This window comes from Microbacterium sp. ZW T5_45 (genome assembly GCF_044987415.1).
GTDB lineage: Bacteria > Actinomycetota > Actinomycetes > Actinomycetales > Microbacteriaceae > Microbacterium.
Genome location: NZ_JBJDRJ010000017.1, coordinates 37,277 through 53,780, shown reverse-complemented (window position 1 = coordinate 53,780; position 16,504 = coordinate 37,277). Strand labels below are relative to the sequence as shown.

Annotated in this window: 14 protein-coding genes; 5 read left to right on the top strand and 9 right to left on the bottom strand. The window is 65.5% G+C overall.

Annotated elements, in window-relative coordinates; all coding sequences use genetic code 11:
* The first annotated feature begins 6 nt into the window (after positions 1–6).
* The gene (locus tag ACI3KS_RS10710; RefSeq protein WP_404918055.1) at positions 7–789 is read left to right on the top strand and encodes a glycosyltransferase; all 783 of its coding nucleotides are present in this window, start codon (positions 7–9) and stop codon (positions 787–789) included.
* Between the two features lie 89 nt (positions 790–878).
* Here ACI3KS_RS10710 and ACI3KS_RS10705 read toward each other — a convergent pair whose 3' ends face one another.
* The 4 genes from ACI3KS_RS10705 to ACI3KS_RS10690 form a co-directional block, all read right to left on the bottom strand.
* Entirely contained in the window at positions 879–2,927 is a 2,049-nt protein-coding gene (locus ACI3KS_RS10705; protein WP_404918053.1) for an acyltransferase family protein, read from the bottom strand.
* Positions 2,928–2,998: 71 nt separating this feature from the next.
* Positions 2,999–4,135: an NAD-dependent epimerase/dehydratase family protein gene (locus tag ACI3KS_RS10700; protein WP_404918051.1), complete on the bottom strand. Its 1,137-nt coding sequence runs from the start codon at positions 4,133–4,135 to the stop codon at positions 2,999–3,001.
* 52 nt (positions 4,136–4,187) lie between these two features.
* On the bottom strand, positions 4,188–5,078 hold the full coding sequence (locus ACI3KS_RS10695; RefSeq protein ID WP_404918049.1) for a glycosyltransferase family 2 protein: 891 nt from the start codon (positions 5,076–5,078) through the stop codon (positions 4,188–4,190).
* Between the two features lie 31 nt (positions 5,079–5,109).
* Positions 5,110–7,041, bottom strand: coding sequence for a DUF6541 family protein (locus tag ACI3KS_RS10690; RefSeq protein WP_404918047.1), 1,932 nt, complete (start codon positions 7,039–7,041; stop codon positions 5,110–5,112).
* 181 nt (positions 7,042–7,222) lie between these two features.
* Here ACI3KS_RS10690 and ACI3KS_RS10685 point away from each other — a divergent pair, with 181 nt between their 5' ends.
* Both ACI3KS_RS10685 and ACI3KS_RS10680 read left to right on the top strand, forming a co-directional pair.
* A complete protein-coding gene (locus ACI3KS_RS10685; RefSeq protein ID WP_404918045.1) occupies positions 7,223–8,092 on the top strand; it encodes an ABC transporter permease in 870 nt (289 codons plus the stop codon).
* The gene (locus ACI3KS_RS10680; protein ID WP_404918043.1) at positions 8,076–8,816 is read left to right on the top strand and encodes an ABC transporter ATP-binding protein; all 741 of its coding nucleotides are present in this window, start codon (positions 8,076–8,078) and stop codon (positions 8,814–8,816) included. Before ACI3KS_RS10685 ends, ACI3KS_RS10680 begins: the two co-directional genes overlap by 17 nt.
* Before the next feature lie 27 nt (positions 8,817–8,843).
* Here ACI3KS_RS10680 and ACI3KS_RS10675 read toward each other — a convergent pair whose 3' ends face one another.
* Complete coding sequence (locus ACI3KS_RS10675) at positions 8,844–9,917, bottom strand: glycosyltransferase (protein ID WP_404918041.1); 1,074 nt, start codon at positions 9,915–9,917, stop codon at positions 8,844–8,846.
* A 96-nt stretch (positions 9,918–10,013) separates the two neighbouring features.
* On the opposite strand from ACI3KS_RS10675, the gene ACI3KS_RS10670 reads away from it, so the two are divergent.
* A complete protein-coding gene (locus ACI3KS_RS10670) occupies positions 10,014–11,777 on the top strand; it encodes a DUF4012 domain-containing protein (protein WP_404918039.1) in 1,764 nt (587 codons plus the stop codon).
* Between the two features lie 144 nt (positions 11,778–11,921).
* Complete coding sequence (locus tag ACI3KS_RS10665; RefSeq protein ID WP_404918037.1) at positions 11,922–12,533, top strand: hypothetical protein; 612 nt, start codon at positions 11,922–11,924, stop codon at positions 12,531–12,533.
* 163 nt (positions 12,534–12,696) lie between these two features.
* Here ACI3KS_RS10665 and ACI3KS_RS10660 read toward each other — a convergent pair whose 3' ends face one another.
* The 4 genes from ACI3KS_RS10660 to ACI3KS_RS10645 all read right to left on the bottom strand — a co-directional run bounded on the left by ACI3KS_RS10660 (position 12,697) and on the right by ACI3KS_RS10645 (position 16,499).
* Entirely contained in the window at positions 12,697–14,115 is a 1,419-nt protein-coding gene (locus ACI3KS_RS10660; RefSeq protein ID WP_404918035.1) for an LCP family protein, read from the bottom strand.
* A 50-nt stretch (positions 14,116–14,165) separates the two neighbouring features.
* Positions 14,166–14,633, bottom strand: coding sequence for a 5-(carboxyamino)imidazole ribonucleotide mutase (gene purE, locus ACI3KS_RS10655; RefSeq protein ID WP_404918093.1), 468 nt, complete (start codon positions 14,631–14,633; stop codon positions 14,166–14,168).
* A 114-nt stretch (positions 14,634–14,747) separates the two neighbouring features.
* Positions 14,748–15,872, bottom strand: a complete 1,125-nt coding sequence (locus ACI3KS_RS10650; RefSeq protein ID WP_404918033.1) for a 5-(carboxyamino)imidazole ribonucleotide synthase — start codon at positions 15,870–15,872, stop codon at positions 14,748–14,750.
* Positions 15,873–15,944: 72 nt separating this feature from the next.
* Positions 15,945–16,499 (bottom strand): PH domain-containing protein, encoded by a 555-nt coding sequence (locus tag ACI3KS_RS10645; protein WP_404918031.1) that lies wholly within the window; start codon positions 16,497–16,499, stop codon positions 15,945–15,947.
* Between the last annotated feature and the right edge of the window lie 5 nt (positions 16,500–16,504).

The following is a 16,504-nucleotide window of genomic DNA, read 5'->3' as shown; positions in this document are numbered from 1 at the left end:
TTGTCGATGAGTGCAGAGACCGAGCCGGAGTGGATCCCCGTCAGATCTCGCGAACCGATCTCGGTCTGCATGGCGACGTACAACGGTGCGAAGTACATCATTCCTCAGGTCGAGTCCATCCTCAGTCAGTTGCGCGTCGACGACGAGATCGTCGTCGTCGACGACGAGAGTTCCGACGACACGTACGAACTCCTCTCCGCCCTCGCTGACCCACGCATCCACATTCATCGGAACGAGACCAATCTCGGCTACGTCCGTACGTTCGAGAGGGCCATCAGACTGGCTGCACGAGATGTGATCATGCTGAGCGATCAGGATGACATCTGGGCGTACGGACGGGTCGACGCGATGGTCTCCGCTCTTCGAAGAAGCTCGATCGTCGCGAGCAATCTGCTGCTCCTCGACTCCGGGAAGCCCCTGCGCTCGCCGATCACCGGTCGGCCATGGCGTCTCTCCACCGAGGACGACGGCCGCAAATGGCGCAATGAGCTACGCATCCTTGCAGGCGACGCCCCCTATTTCGGCTGCGCGATGGCATTGCGCAGAGATGCGCTCGAGCTCGTGCTCCCCTTCCCTCCATACCTCGACGAATCACATGATCTCTGGATCGCAACCGTCGGCAACGCTGCCGGTCAGCTCGCCCATCTCGACCGGGCGACCGTGATGAGGCGAGTTCACGACGACAACGCCTCGAGTGCACGTCCGAGAGGGCTCATGGCCGCTCTCAGATCGCGATTCCTCCTGGTCCGTCTTCTCGGTGAGGCCCGGCGCCGTATCGCCTCTCACTGACACGGCTGATCGACCACGGTGCGCTCGATGAATGCCGGCCCGTGGGAAATCGTCTGTCATCGCGACTGCGCTGAATGCCCCGCGAGTGGCTAGACGAGGGGAGACAACTCGCGGCTGAGCCAAGCCGTCAGGCTGAGCGCATAGCTACCACTGAGGTGATTCTCGTCGGCGTACGCGATGAGGCCTCCAACCACCGCATGGCAAACGCTCTCCGGGCAAAGCACTGAACGCAGGTCGACAACATGCAATTCCGCCTGATCAGCAGATTCGATCATCCACTGGTCGGTCAGGGAGTCCTGCCACGAGCACGCGTCATACACTTCACCTGCCGCGAGAACGCACGCTGGTCCGGTGATCAGATCTCCGGACGCAACACTTCTTCCGTCGACGTTCGGAATGTCGTTGACCACGATGACGGAGATTCCTGCGTCGCGCATCGAGGAGAAGACTTGCGCTGCACGATCGCTCCAGTCTCCGGAATCTGCGCGAGAGCTGATTATCAGCGTATCGAGGTCAGCATCGGCAGAGGCTCTAGCCAGAACCTCATGTCCCCACTCGACACACCTGACTGCGTTCTCATCGGAAGGATCGGCATCCTGTCGGAACGGGTTGCACGCTTGACGTGTCTCCACTCGCAGATTCCAGCCGTTCGCGGCGCTCACGGCTTGTAGGGGGGACACGAGGTGATCTGCATGCGAGTCGCCGACGAGCAGGACCCTTTCTTCAGGACCGGCGAAGTCACACGACCGCTCTACCCATGACCCCACGGTGACGCTGTCGCATGCGGAAGCCGCCGGCTCCGTGTCGAACCATGCCCAGGGACCGTCCCCCTGGGCGAAGACGGGATCGACTGAATCTGTATATGCATACGGATCCGGACAGCTGTTATACACAGCTTGAGCGCCGACGCAACCATCCGCTTCCCCCTGGATGAGTTCCTGCAACTCGCTCTGCTGTTGCGTGACTCCTTGCTGAATGCTCAGAGAAGTAGGCAACGCAGCCGCGAGGATCAGTCCGATTCCCACGAGCATCGCTGCGAACGTTGGTCCCTTTCGTTGAAGCAGACCGCGGGGTCGACGGAAAGGGCGCTCCACCCAGCGTTCCGTCAGGGATGCCAAGATCGCGGTGGAGACGATGACACCCGCGGCCTGAAGCCACAACGGCGCCTCCGGGAAGATCGTGAATGCCACGATCACAAGCGGCCAGTGCCAGAGGTAGATCGAATACGAGAGATCGCCGACCAACTGCACGACTCTTGAGTGACTGATTATCTGCGGCGCGAGCCACGATCGGGAGTCGCCGAGCCAGAGCAGCACCGCGGTCGAAGCAACCGGAATGAGCGCGATCGCCCCAGGAAAGCTGGTCGCGGGACCGAAGGCGAACGCGCACACAACGATCGATGCCAGTGCCATCCAGCTGATGACCATATGCCAGCGGGCCGAGATCTGACGCAGGGGCAGCATCGCGACCAAGCCGCCAAGCGCAAACTCCCACGCGCGAGTCGTCGTTATGAAATACGCGGAAGGTTGAGAGCGCGCTGTCTCTGTGATGGAGAACAGCAGAGACCCCAGGAAGACGATCGCAAGAACAATGAAGACCGCTCGACGTGCGGAAAGCGGGACAGCCCGAGGCCCCGGCACCGAGTTCGACCTCATCGACCTCAGTCGAAGTGCGATGAAGGTGGCCGCTGCGAGCAGCAAGGGCCAGAAGAAGTAGAACTGCTCTTCAACAGAAAGAGACCAATAGTGCTGAACCAGGGATGTCGGATTGGTCGCGTTGAGATAGTCAACGGCGCCGGAAGCCAGGTTCCAGTTGAGAACGTAGACAGAAGCGAAGGCGATCTCCTGCAGATTCTGAGCCTGTGTGATTCCGGGCATGACGGTGAGCGTCAGCAGTAGACATGCCGCAAGCACAAGAAGAGAGGCCGGCAGAAGACGGCGCACCCGACGCGCCCAGAACTCGGGGACGTTCAGTCTGCCCGTTCGTTCCAGCTCCTTGACGATGTGACCAGTGATGAGGAAGCCGCTGATGACGAAGAACACGTCCACGCCAATGTAACCGCCAGGGAGCTTCGACGGCACAAGATGAAACACGACCACCAGGCACACGGCGAGCGCTCGCAGCCCCTGGATGTCCAAGCGCTTCGCGCTCTCCGTGCGCCGACGAGATGGTGCGAGCGCAGTCGTCTCGCCGACTACAGACGATGAGCTCACTTCAAGAGGTTCCGCTGACTCATCTCGTCGAGTGAGCGCTGGTAGCTGTCCTCTTCGACCGGCTCTGCGAGCACCCAGTCCACGAAGGCGGTGACGCCCTCACGGAACGTGACGCTCGGTGTGAAATCGAGCACCTTCGCGAGACGGCTCGTGTCGGCGACATTGTGCCGGATGTCCCCGAGGCGATAGTTCCCGGAGATTCGCGTCGGCACCTCGCGCCCGAAGGCGGTGAAGAGCTCGGAAACCACTTCGTTGACCGTCGTCGCAACGCCTGATCCGACGTTGAAGGTCTCTCCCGCCGCGCGCGGGTCGGTCGCAGCGCGATACGTGGCTTCGACGACATCGTCGATGTAGACGAAGTCGCGGCTCTCTTCACCGTCTTCGAAGATGTTGATCTCCTTGCCCTGACGGATCAGCGTGGAGAAGATCGAGAGAATCCCCGTGTACGGGTTCTTCAGCGACTGGCCGGGGCCGTAGACGTTCTGGTAACGGACAGACGTCGCCTCGACGCCGATCGTCGGCGCCACCGTCATGATGAGCGACTCCTGCATCTGCTTCGTGATCCCATAGACCGACGAGGGATGAAGCAACGCAGTCTCGTCAGTCGGGATCAGGCGGAGCACACCTTCGCCGGCCTGGTGGACGTCGAAGTCTCCAGCCGCCATGTCCGCGTCCGCCCGATGTCCCGGATAGACGCGCCTGCCGTCCTCGGTCTCATAGGCCCCTTCACCGTAGATCGACCGGGAGGAAGCGATGAGCACGCGACGCACGCCGTGATCTTCATTAGCGAGCAGGTCGAGCAGCTTGGCCGTGCCCCCGACGTTGGCATCGACGTATCGATCGATCTCGTACATCGATTGCCCGGTCCCGGTCTCCGCAGCGAGGTGCACCACGATGGAAGCCCCAGCAAGGGCCCGACGAAGATCATTCTTCGACGTCACGGTGCCGACGATGACCTCGGCGACGCCGTCCAGGGACTTCAATAGCGGCGAAGTGCGCTCGGGCTCTGCACCATGCACCTGAGGGATCAGCGAATCGAGCACTGTCACGCGGTGTCCGTCGGCTGCGAACCGGGCTGCCAGTCGCGTTCCGATGAAGCCGGCGCCGCCGGTGATGAGCACGTGCTCGGACATGAAGAAGCCTCCTACGAGTGGTCGGCGACACCATCCTCGGTGCGCATAGAGCTCAGATGGCGAAGATGTGTGCCAGCGTCGATTCTAGCCCAGCGCGATTTCCGTGCCTGAGCACGCCAGGGATCTCAGTGATCGCATGCAATCGGGACATCACGCGAGCACGCGCAGCGCGGCGGGTGCGTCGCCACTGCTTCGAGGAAGCCAATTCGCGTGCGATAGCGAAGTATGCCCGCTCATCGCGGAACCGGCGGCCATCGAGGAGCGTCTTCTGCGAAGCGCTGGAGCCATGACGCCGGTACGAGAACGACAGCTCCGGGATGTATGCGAGTGAGCCGCCATCGAATGCGATGTCCATCAGAAGCGCGAGGTCCTGAATGATCGGAAGCCCGTCGCGGAAATCGATCCGCTGCAGGGTCTCGGTGCGAAAAGTCAGCGAGGGCCAGTACAACCAATCGCCTCGGATCAGACTGGTCGCCATCGTCTCACCGGCGAGAAGCGCGATTCCGGATCCGCCTCGCGGCGCGAGGATTCCCTGCTTTACCCGATCGACGAGCGGGCGAACAACGGCCCCATGCTCATCGATGACCTGCACACCGGGCTGGATCACGTCCACATCGGGGAATCGCGCAATCACCCGCTTGACCACAGCGACGTAGTTCGGGTGGAGCAGATCATCACAGCCCAGGATCGTGATGTGCGAGGTCGTGGCTCGGCGGATCGCCTCGCGATAGTTCTCGGTTATGCCGAGATTCCGCTCGTTCCGGACGTACTGGATGCGCTCATCCTCGAGGGACTCGAAGTAGAGCGGCACGGACTCGTCCGGATAGCAGTCGTCGATGACGATGAGGCGCCAGTCCTCGTCCTCTTGCGCCCGAACCGAATCCACCGTCTCATACAGGAGGGCTGGATCCCCCCAGAAAGGAACGAAGATCTCCAGTGTCATTCGGCGCCCTCCTTCAGGCGGTCACAGCGGGTCAGTCGCACAGCACGACCTTGTAGAGCACGGCGTCGCCCTCGGCGTCGATCTCCTCGACGGAATCCGACGACTCCAGTCGGTCGAGTCCTCGATAGATGTGCTCGCCCCCGTTGATCTCTTGCGTACCGAAATCCAGGACGTAGTCGACGCCGAGAGCGTCAAGCGCCGCGCATACTTCAGCCGATCCGTGCGTGGCCGAATCGAGGTGATCGAGCAGAACGCTCATCTCCGGCGTGATGTCCATCAGAGTGTGGGGCATGACGACATCACGATCGGCGATGGCATAAGCGAGCGCCGTCCCCGTCCACGGACTTCCGAGGATCACGGCATCCGCAGGAACCTCATCATCGAGACGATCGATGAGAGCCGCTTCATCCGAGGTCAGCAGCGGAGAGTTGTCCGTCGTGGCATATGAGCCTTTCGCGCTCGCGATGGCCTGCCGCATGGTTCCGAACTGCGGAACGACGACGAGGACGGCCGCTGCGGCGACCGCCGCGATCACTCGTCGAGCGAGACGCGAATCGATCCTGTTCAGGATGCCGATGAGAGCAGTCCACGCATGCGAGCCTCCGATGGCGCTGAGCGGCACCCACGCGAAGACGAGAAGAGCCGCAAGTCGAGGAGCGTTGTTGTACCACGCTCCCGTGAGAATGTCGCGGAGCTCGAGGTAGGGAAGACCTGATACGACGACATACAGCCCTGCCGCAGCGACGAAGAAGCCGATCGCGACCCAGTCAGCGATCGTTCGCCTGCGGATCGCTATGACCAGTCCGACGAGAGACAGGATCGACACCACGACATTGACAGGCGCGAACCAGACCGACGCGGTGAGCACCTCGCCGACGGCCTGACCCACCGTCTCCGTCTGCAGCCACGTGCGAGCGGCGGCCGCAGGCCGGAGGAAATACCACGACCCCAGCGCCACCAGGAGGTAGACAAGACCCGACGCGGATACCGCCACCTTCGCTCGAGCACTGCGCTCGGACAACAGGAAGCGGACCGAATAGACGGTCAGCACGACAGTGGAGAAGACGAGCAACGCCACGAAGCCGCCCGGGTGGGAGATCGCCACTGCGGGAATGGACCCGAGCGCAGCGACGATCAGAGGCCAGCGATCCTTCCAACCCGATCTCGTCCCCGCCGCGATGAGCATGGCCAGAGGCACTCCGATCATGGTCAGCGACATCATGTACGGGAACAGAACCCCGTACTCGAGGAGGAGCAGGGGGAATGCAGGGATCGCGACACCCACCGCGAGAGCGGTCACGGTGACGATCGTGCCCGCTCCGAGAAGCGACCTGACGAGAAGGAGTCCCACCACGGGCCATGCGAACGCCGCGAAGAAGATCATCACCGCATTGGAGGCGATGGGTATGGACACGCTGGTCACCTGAACGGCGAGAGACGCCACCGCGTGCCAGCCGGACGGGTAGAAGGGCAGACCTCCCGTGGGCGCACTCGTCATCGCACCGATCGTCAGCGGCGATGCAGAGCCGGTGTCGAGAACATAGCGGATCGCATTGAGATGGAAGATGTTGTCGAAGGTCTGAGAGATGTTCTCCGGGTTCCCGATCACCGTCAGCAGTTGAATCGTGACGATGACGACCGCAGCCAGCAGCGCGAGGAACTCCGCCCGTCCAAGGCGAGGCACAGCGACGAGTGCATCTCGCGCGTACCAGGGCATGAGGCGGATGACCACCGCGACTGCCGCGATCACGGCGGCCACGATCGCGACCGGGACCACTCCCCATGCCAGGCCCACCATGGGTGCGCCCAGTGACGCCAGCACGATCGCCGTGACACCGGCGGGAATCGCGAGCGCGGTCGCCGTGAGTCCACGGGCGCCGAGAGCCAGTGCGATCGCGAATCCGGGTACGAGAACAAGACCCGCCACGCCGAGCACCGCCAGGCCGAGTTCGGTCCACGCCATGTTCTCGATCGCCTTTCTGTCCGGCGGCCGAGAAGAGGCGCACCGGCGTCGATCCTACCGGTGGGCGTCTGAACGGCCCCCGACACACCTGCTCACGCACCTTCACAGGTCCATCAGCGGCGACAACCTATGATTGGTGAGGCGTTCGCCCGAGAGCGCCGGGAAGAGGTGAGGAGCCGCCGTGTCCCAGACATCGGTGCCGTCCGACCAGAGGCTCGCGCAGCCCGGCGGAACCAACGGTCTCTTCGACGTGTTCCGACGTCGTTACCTGCTCAGCCTGATCGTCCGCAAAGAGGTCGGCATCCGCTACCGGGGCTCCGTGCTCGGCTGGCTCTGGTCGTACGTCAAGCCGCTGATCCAGTTCCTCGTCTTCTACTTCGCTCTCGGCGTCTTCCTTCGCCTGAATGAGAGCATCGACTTCTATCCGATCTACCTCCTGTCGGGGATCACGGCGGTCACGTTCTTCAACGAGTCCTTCCAGAACGCCACCCGATCGCTGGTCGACAACGCGGCGTTGATCAAGAAGATCTACTTCCCCCGGCAGATGTTCCCCGTCGCCAGCACGTTCGTCGCAGCGATCAACACCGTCCCGCAGATCGTCGTCGTCGTCGTGATCGCGCTGTTCTTCGGATGGACGCCCACTCTCGTCGGAGTGGCAGCCCTCCTACTGGGCCTCGTGATCATCGCGCTGCTGGCCACCGGGCTCGGAATGCTCTTCGGAGCGATCAACGTGACGTTCCGCGATGCGCAGAGCTTCGTCGAGATCATCGTGATGATCTCGGTCTGGGCTTCGCCCGTGATGTACCAGTGGCAGATGGTCGCGACCAAGGTGCCGGACTGGCTGTTCCAGCTCTATGCGCTGAACCCGATCACCGTCGCGGTCGAGCTGTTCCACTACGGGATCTGGCACGCGCTGAACCCCGCGAACGGCGAGACCCTCCCCTCGATATGGGTCCACGCCCTGATCGCGCTCGCTGTGTCCGTCCTCATCCTCGTCATCGGCGAGGCCGTCTTCCGCCGCCTGGAGGGTCGTTTTGCCCAGGACCTCTGAATCGTCGACGCCGCGCATCGTCGTCGACGACGTCCACAAGCACTTCAAGCTGCGCCACACGCACTCGATCAAGGAGACCTTCGTCGCCGCCATGCGGCGCAAGCCGCTCTCCTCCGAGTTCCAAGCGCTCGACGGCGTGTCCTTCGAGATCGGCGAGGGCGAATCCGTCGCCCTGCTGGGCTTCAACGGCTCTGGCAAGTCGACGATGCTGAAGATGATCTCCGGCGTGCTCCGCCCCGACGAGGGCAAGGTCATGACCCGAGGGCGCGTGGCGGGGCTCATCGAGGTCGGAGCGGGATTCCACCCCGATCTCTCCGGGCGAGAGAACGTCTACCTCAACGCGGCCATCCTCGGGATGTCGAAGCAGGAGACACAGGATCAGTTCGACTCCATCGTCGAGTTCAGCGAGATCGAGAAGTTCATCGACACCGAGGTCAAGCACTACTCCTCGGGGATGTTCCTGCGTCTCGCGTTCTCCGTCGCGATCCACACCCAGCTCGACGTGCTGCTCATCGACGAGATCCTCTCGGTCGGCGACGAGCCTTTCCAGCAGAAGTGTCTCGCGCGAGTCCGCGAGCTGCACCAGCAGGGCAAGACCCTGGTCGTCGTCAGCCACGACCTCGACATGGTGTCCGACCTCTGCGAGCGAGGAGTCCTTCTGCAGGACGGCAAGCTCCGCTTCGATGGCCCCAGCAAGGATGCTGTCGCGCTGATGCGCGCCTGACCAAGGCTCCCGGCGGCGCAGCGCCTCTCACAGGTCCGCGTGCAGTCCCCACACCCGCTCGGCGGAACTCATCCACGAGAACGCCCGTGAGCGGTCGGCGGCGAGAACGCTGAGGCGCCGTGCCCCTGCTCCCACCGCGTCGACGACGGCATCCGCGATCTCGTCGACGCCGACCACCGCTCCCCCGTCCACGATCACATCGCGATGGACACCGCTCTCGACGGCTACCACCGGAACCCCGAGCGTCATCGCCTCGATGACCCGCCAGGGCCAGGCCGTCTCCGCACCCGTCGCGATGAGGGCGGATGCACCGGCGAACAGGGCCGCACGATCCTCGACCGGCAGCGCGCCTCGCACGTGCGCGCGCGACTCCGGCAGTCCGGCGGCAGCTGCCACATCGAGAAGGCGGGGCTCCGCACCCTCAGGGGCATCGAGCACGAGCGCGTCCGCATCCGCGGCGGCCGCGGCGCGGAACCCTTCGACGAGCGACCGCTCCGATCCGGTGAGCACGACGTAGCGACCCGCCGGCGCGAGCGCCGCGCGGCGCGACACGGCATCGAGCGGAACGACGAACCCCTGCGGTGCCGCCCCGGGGATCACCCGGATCCGATCCCCCAGCTTGGTCGAGTCCGCCAGCCTGGCCGCCACGGCATGCGTCGGGACGACGACGGCATCCGCATGCTTCACGGCTCGCTTCAGCATCGCGCGCTGCCACGCGACGACCGACTTGGGCAGCAGATCGGGCGACTCCCACGCGCGCAGATCCCACACCGTCGCGGTCGTCTGGTCGTTGTCGTGCACCCGATCATGGCGCACCAGGGGTGCCATCAGCGAGGCGGAATGGATCAGACCTCCGCCGACCCCCGGCGCGATGCCCAGCTGCCAGGATGCGGCGAGCTCACGCCGCGCGAGTCCGAGCACGCGCTCCTCGGCGAGACCCGGAAGATCGGCGGATGCGCCCGCAGGGAGGATCGCCTCGACGGCGCACCCTGACGGCGCGGTGTCGATGAGCCCTCGGGTCAGATCGACCGTCGCGAGAGCCACATCCGGATCGACGACATTCACCTGCTGATCCAGTACGACACGCAGACGAGCTCCCATGCACACAGAGTAGTCGGCACGGCACACCTCACCCGGACGCCGCCCCGAGCACGCGCGCACCTCGCCGATATGCCTCACCCGTGCTTGAATGCTCGCATGAGCGACGGGCGCCTTCCCCCACGTCGCCGGTGGCTCGGATGGACCATCGGCACGCTGATCACCGTGCTGATCCTCGCTGTCGGCTGGGTCGCGATCCGCGGCATCGGAGCCGTCACCGACCTCCAGCAGGTCGCGACCTCGGCATCGCAGCTCAAGACCGCGATCGCCTCCCGCGACCTCGAGAAGGCGGAGACCGTGTCTCAGAAGATCGAGCATCACGCGGCATCCGCTCACTCGCTGACGTCCGACCCGGTGTGGCAGGCGTTCGGGGTGCTGCCCTGGATCGGCCCGAACTTCCGGGCGGTCTCCGAGATCTCGGCGATCGCCGACGATGTCGCCTCCGATGCGCTCGCCCCGGTGCTCGAGACCGCGACCGGCCTCGATCTGTCCAGCCTCGGGCTCTCCGCGGGCGCGATCGATCTCACTCCGTTCGCCGCAGCAGAGGCTCCGCTCTCGGATGCCGCGACCACTCTCAGCTCCGCAGAGACACGTGCCCAGCGCATCGACGCCGAGGCCACGCTCCCTGCGCTCGCCGAGGCCGTCGATGAACTGCGCACCGCCGTGACGCAAGCCGCCACGGTCGTCGGCTCGCTGCACGGTGCGGCCAGTCTGCTGCCGCCCATGCTCGGCGCAGAGGCCCCACGGAACTACGTCATCGCGATGCAGAACAACGCCGAGTCCCGGTCGGATGGCGGCATCATCGGCGCGATCGCTCTGATCCACGCGGAAGGTGGGCGGATCACGCTCGCCCAGCAGGCATCCACCAGAGACTTCCCCGCGCTCGAGACGCCGCTCCCGGTGAGCGAATCCACCACTGCGCTCTTCGAAGACGGTCCTGGCCGCCATCTGCAGAACATCACGAGCATCCCCGACTTCGCCGAAGCAGCTCCGCTGATCGCCACTCGATGGCAGGAGCGCTTCGGCACGGCGGTCGATGGCGTGATCGCCGTCGACGCAGTATTGGCCTCGCATCTGCTCGACGCCACGGGCCCGGTCGCCGTCGGCCCCTTCACCGCAGACGGCGACAACGTCGTCTCGTTGCTGCTCTCGGAGATCTACGCGGCCGTGCCGGATCCGGCGGCACAGGACGAGATCTTCGCGCAGGCGGCGGCCGGGATGCTCGGAGCCGCATTCTCGACGGCGGACCCTCAGAAGCTGCTCGGCGCCCTCGCCGACGCGGCCGGAGACGACCGCATCCGCATCTGGAGCGCACATGAGGACGAGCAGGTGTTCCTGGCGAGCACGACGCTCGGCGGGATACTTCCCAGCGACGGCGACGCCGGCTCGCACGTCGGCGTCCTCATCAACGATACGACCGGCGGGAAGATGGACTACTACGCGGATGCCGAGATCACCACGGCCACGGGCGTCTGTCGAGGTGAGCCGACCACACAGGTGCGCGTCACCTGGACGAACGACGCGCCGCCGGATGCCGCCACCGCGCTGCCCGCGTACGTCACGGCCGACGGCGCCTACGGCGTGCCGGCGGGTTCCACCCGCACCCTCATCGCGATCTACGGGCCCGAGGGTGCCACGGCCTCTCGCATCGACCGCGACGGCGCGGAGGAGAGCGTGCAGACAGCACTGCTCGGCACCCGCACCGCGGTGCAGCACGAGGTGATCCTCGCCCCCGGCGAGTCGACGACCATCACGGTGGAGTTCCAGGGCGAGGGGGCCGGTGATCGCCTCACGCGGGTCAGCCACACCCCCCTGGTACGGGAGGTCGCCATCGATCGGCAGGACATCCGCTGCACCCCGTGACAATCGCCGAGGCATGATGTAGTGTCGCTGGCACTGGGGAATAACTGGGTTCGTGATATCTCGTCGTGGGGACGAGAGGGACCCACGCTCACGGACGCAGGGGTGTGACCGGGAGCGATTCCGCATGTCTTTCTGGGGAGAAACATGCTGAAGAAGATGGCTGTGCTCAGCCTTGCCGTCGGCGCTCTGGTGCTTTCTGCACCCGTCGCCGCGAACGCCGCGTCCGATCCGTATGCGAAACCGCCGGGCGCCAGTGTCGATGATCCGATCATCGACACCTGTGGAGAGTCGACCGTCGCATTCGACGCCGGCTACTTCCAGCCGTCCGAGACCGTCGGCGTGACGGTCTCGGGCACGGACGCCGATTCTGCGACCGTGTCCGGCGACACCGCCGCGGATGACGGGAGCCTGGCCGTCACCTTCAGTCCGTCATCGGATGGCGAGGGCACGTACGCGATCGCGGTCACGGGTTCGCGCTCGTACACGGCGACCGTCACGGTGTCCGCCGATTCCTGCGAGGGCGGAACCGTCACGACCGGAACGCCCGCGGCGCAGCCGTCGACCGAGCGACACGAGACGGGAACAGCCGCCCCGGAGGCGACGGTCACGGGTGAGAAGGCGACCGGCGCGTCTGCCGCCGGACTCGCCACGACGGGTGGGAGCGTCTCGCCCTGGCTGATCGGTGGCGGTGCTGCGGCTCTCATCGCCGGCGCATCGCTGACGGCTGTCGGCATCGCACGGCGCAAGGCCTCCTGAACCAGGTCCTCGCGAGAGCGGGGATCGGCTGGACGACGGTGATCCCTCCCCCTCCGGTCACCGCCGTCTGGGCAATCCGGTGCCAACACCGGAGGCCCACGATCATCACCTCATTGATCGGGTGGTGATCGTGGGCCCTTGGCATGTCATCGGTGCAACGACCTCACGGTGTCGGCGTCGCCGTCGGCTCCGGCGGATAGAGCGCATCCTGGATCAGCTGGTGCACGTACTCGTAATCCGGATCCGTCTCGGCCACCCCGTTGTCGGGCGTGAGCTCGATCGTCTTCACCGGCTGATCCTTCGCCTTGGTGAGCAGCTCGAAGAACTCCGGCAGCTTGTCCTGCGGCAGATCCGTACTCACCAGCGCGGTCCCGGCCGCCGCCACCTCGTTGAACCGGGTCAGCACGACCTGCGGAGTGAACTGCGCGAGGATCGCCTCCTGCAATTGACGCTGCCGCAGCATCCGATCGAAATCGCTCGTCGTGTACCGGGAGCGCGCGTACCACTGCGCGGTGTCGCCGTCCATGATCTGCTCACCGGGCTCGATCCACCCGATCGCCCAGGAATCGACGTCGTGCGCACCTGATCCCGGCGGCGGTCCGCCCTTGGGCAGTCGCTCGGTCACGGTGATCTTCACTCCGCCGAGAGCATCGACCACATCGGCGAAGCCCTTCATGTCGATGAACACGTAATAGCGGATCTTGATGCCGAGGATCCCCTCGGCGGCGTCCTTCGTGGCCTCGACCTCGGGATTGGAGCCTTGAGCGACAGCATCCGGATAGATGCCTGCGCCCTCATCGCTGCGGCAGACCTGCACGGCATTCGTCAGCTGGTTGATGCCCGCGCCCCACCCGCAGGTCGAATCGCTGTGCCCCTCGAAGTAGTTGCGATAGTCGTATCCGACGACATCGGGGTCCCGCATCGGGCTGTCCTCGGCGAACGGGAAGTTCGGCATGTCGCGCGGAATGCCGGTGATGGTCACCGCACCCGTCTCGGCGTTGACCGACACCACCGAGATGCTGTCGAAGCGCATGGAATCGCGCCCCTCGCCGCTGTCGGCACCGAGGAGCAGGATGTTGTAGTAGCCGTCGTCCGCCGGCAGGCTGGGCCCGCTGTTGCCGAAGATGGACGAGATCGCGCTGCGCGCGCTGCCCACGTACGACGCGGCATAGGCGGTTCCCGTGCCGACGAGCCCCAACAGGAGCAGCGCGACCAGGGGCACCGCGAACTTCGACAGGCCGGGAATTCGCACCAGCCGTACCAGTCTCAGGGTGTCGATCGTGAGCACGATCCAGAGGATCACATAGCCGACGAGGAGCACCTGCACGATCGTGAGCACGACGCCCGAGAGCCAGCCGGCACCGACCGTGAGCCAGAGCAGTGTCGGGCGCGCGAACAGCGCGAGTCCGATGCCGACGATCACGAGGAACCAGGCGAGCAGGGTCGCACGCAGTCCGAAGCGCCCGAGCCGGCGGTTGCCAGCCACGATCTGAGCGGAGCCGGGCAGAAGCAGGTTCAGCACGACCAGCCACCAGCCGCGTTTCGTCATCGCACCCGGATCGGAGACGTCGGGATGCCTCATCGGCCGAGTCTCGACGAGCGGCCGCCCCGCGGAGCGGGGCGCCGCAAGGGTCACAGCGACTCCTTCAGCCGTTCGTTCTTCGCCTCGACCTGGGACTCGAGCTCGCGGGCGTACGCCTCGACGCGATCGGCGATCGCATCGTCGGCGACGCCGAGGATGCGCGCCGCAAGGATTCCGGCGTTCTTCGCGCCGCCGATCGAGACGGTCGCGACCGGGATGCCGGCCGGCATCTGCACGATCGACAGCAGCGAATCCATGCCGTCGAGATAGGCCAGAGGCACCGGAACACCGACGACAGGCAACGCCGTCATCGACGCCAGCATCCCAGGGAGGTGTGCGGCTCCCCCGGCGCCCGCGATGATCACGCGGATGCCGCGCGCACGCGCCTCGCGTGCATAGGACATGAGCTTGTCGGGAGTGCGATGCGCCGAGACGACCTCGACCTCGTGCGGGATGCCGAAGTCGGTCAGCGCCTGGGAGGCGTCGCCCATCACGCGCCAGTCGGAATCGGAACCCATCACGACGCCGACGAGAGGAGCAGTGGAGGAATGCAGAGGCTCAGTCACCAGAACAGGCTACGGTCTCGCACTGTGAGATCGCCCGAGCGGCACACCTCGAAGGCCCGCCGCCGTTCACTCGAAGTACGCGGCGGCGGCTCGCGCCACATACACCACGTCGTCGAGCTCGTCGCCCGAGGCGTTCACGTGACCGACCTTGCGGCCGGGCCGCGGCGACTTGCCGTAGGTGTGGATCTTCGCCGTGGGGTGCTCGGCCATCGCCGCGGGGAACCGTTCGCCCAGCGTTCCCTCCGAGGGGCCGCCGAGGATGTTGATCATGACCGACCACGGCGCGCGCGGCGTGGTCGCGCCGAGGGGCAGATCCGCGACGGCACGCAGGTGCTGCTCGAACTGTCCGGTGACCGCGCCGTCCTGGCTCCAGTGCCCGCTGTTGTGCGGACGCATCGCCAACTCGTTCACGAGGATGCGCTCGTCGTCGGTCTCGAAGAGCTCGACGGCGAGCATTCCCGTGACGCCCACGCCCTCGGCGATCGTGCGGCCGATGCTCTCGGCCACCTCGACCAGGCGTTCCGATGCGGCCGGCGCGGGAGCGATGACCTCGGCGCAGACGCCGTCGCGCTGCACGGTCTCGACGACGGGGTAGGCGACGAGGTCGCCTCCGGGACGGCGCGCCACCTGCTGCGCGAGCTCACGGACGAACGCGACCAGCTCTTCGACGAGGAGCGCATCACCAGGCTCGAGCGCGTCGAACCAGTCCTGCGCCTCATCGGCCGAACGGACGACGCGCACGCCCTTTCCGTCGTAGCCTCCGCGAGGTGTCTTCACGACCCCCTTGCCGTCGTGCTCATCGAGGAAGGCCTGCAGCTCCGCGACGTCGTGCACTGCGGCCCAATCGGGCTGGGGGACGCCGAGCTCTGCGAGACGAGCCCGCATGACGAGCTTGTCCTGTGCGAACTGCAGAGCATCGGGTCCCGGGTGCACGGCGACGCCGTCGGCGACCAGCGCGCGCAAGATGTGCTGTGGGACGTGCTCGTGGTCGAAGGTCACCACATCGACGTCCTTGACGAACGCACGCACGGTCTCGAGGTCGCGGTAGTCTCCCACGGCCGTCGCGGCGAGCTGAGCGGACATGCCCTCGCTCTCGGCGAGCACTCGCAGATCGAGCCCGAGCTCGACCGCCGGAGCGATCATCATCCTCGCCAGCTGACCTCCACCGATCACGCCCACGCGCAGCGCCATGTGCCGCCTCCATTCGTCACGACCATTCTTCCGCATACGCGGAGACGTGGACGACACGGATGACGCGAACGCTCAGAGCTCTCCGGTGCGGTCACCCGATGACTGGGCATCACGATGCGCGAGGATCTGGCTCACCTCGATCTGATCGGCGAGCGCCTCGTGCACCAGCGTCACATTCGGCACGTTCGCGAGCCGCAGCGGCTCATCGATGCCGTTGCTGAGGGTGATGGATCCCACGCCCCAGATCCGCTGCAGGATGCCGCGACGCACGGCGATCGTGTACCCGCGGGCGTGCGACATCTCACGCCGGTTGCGTGCACCGATCCCATGCCGCACGATCACCCGTCGCGTCGTGACGGTGACCGTGCGCGAGTACCAGACGACGTACGGGATGATGACGAGCAGGAGAACGGCTGCTCCTGCCGCGCCCAGCAGCTGCCAGTCCTCGAACGGGGCGGGAAGATTCCTGTAGAAGTAGGCCGTGGCGCCGAAGACACCGATCAGCACGACGGCCGACCAGAACAGCCGACGCGCATGACCACGGAACTTCGCGATCAACAGCTCCTCCGCCGGCACACCGGGCGGAGGCATCGTCGGCCGGCCGCCGAGAGTCACGGGCTGGGTCACCCCTC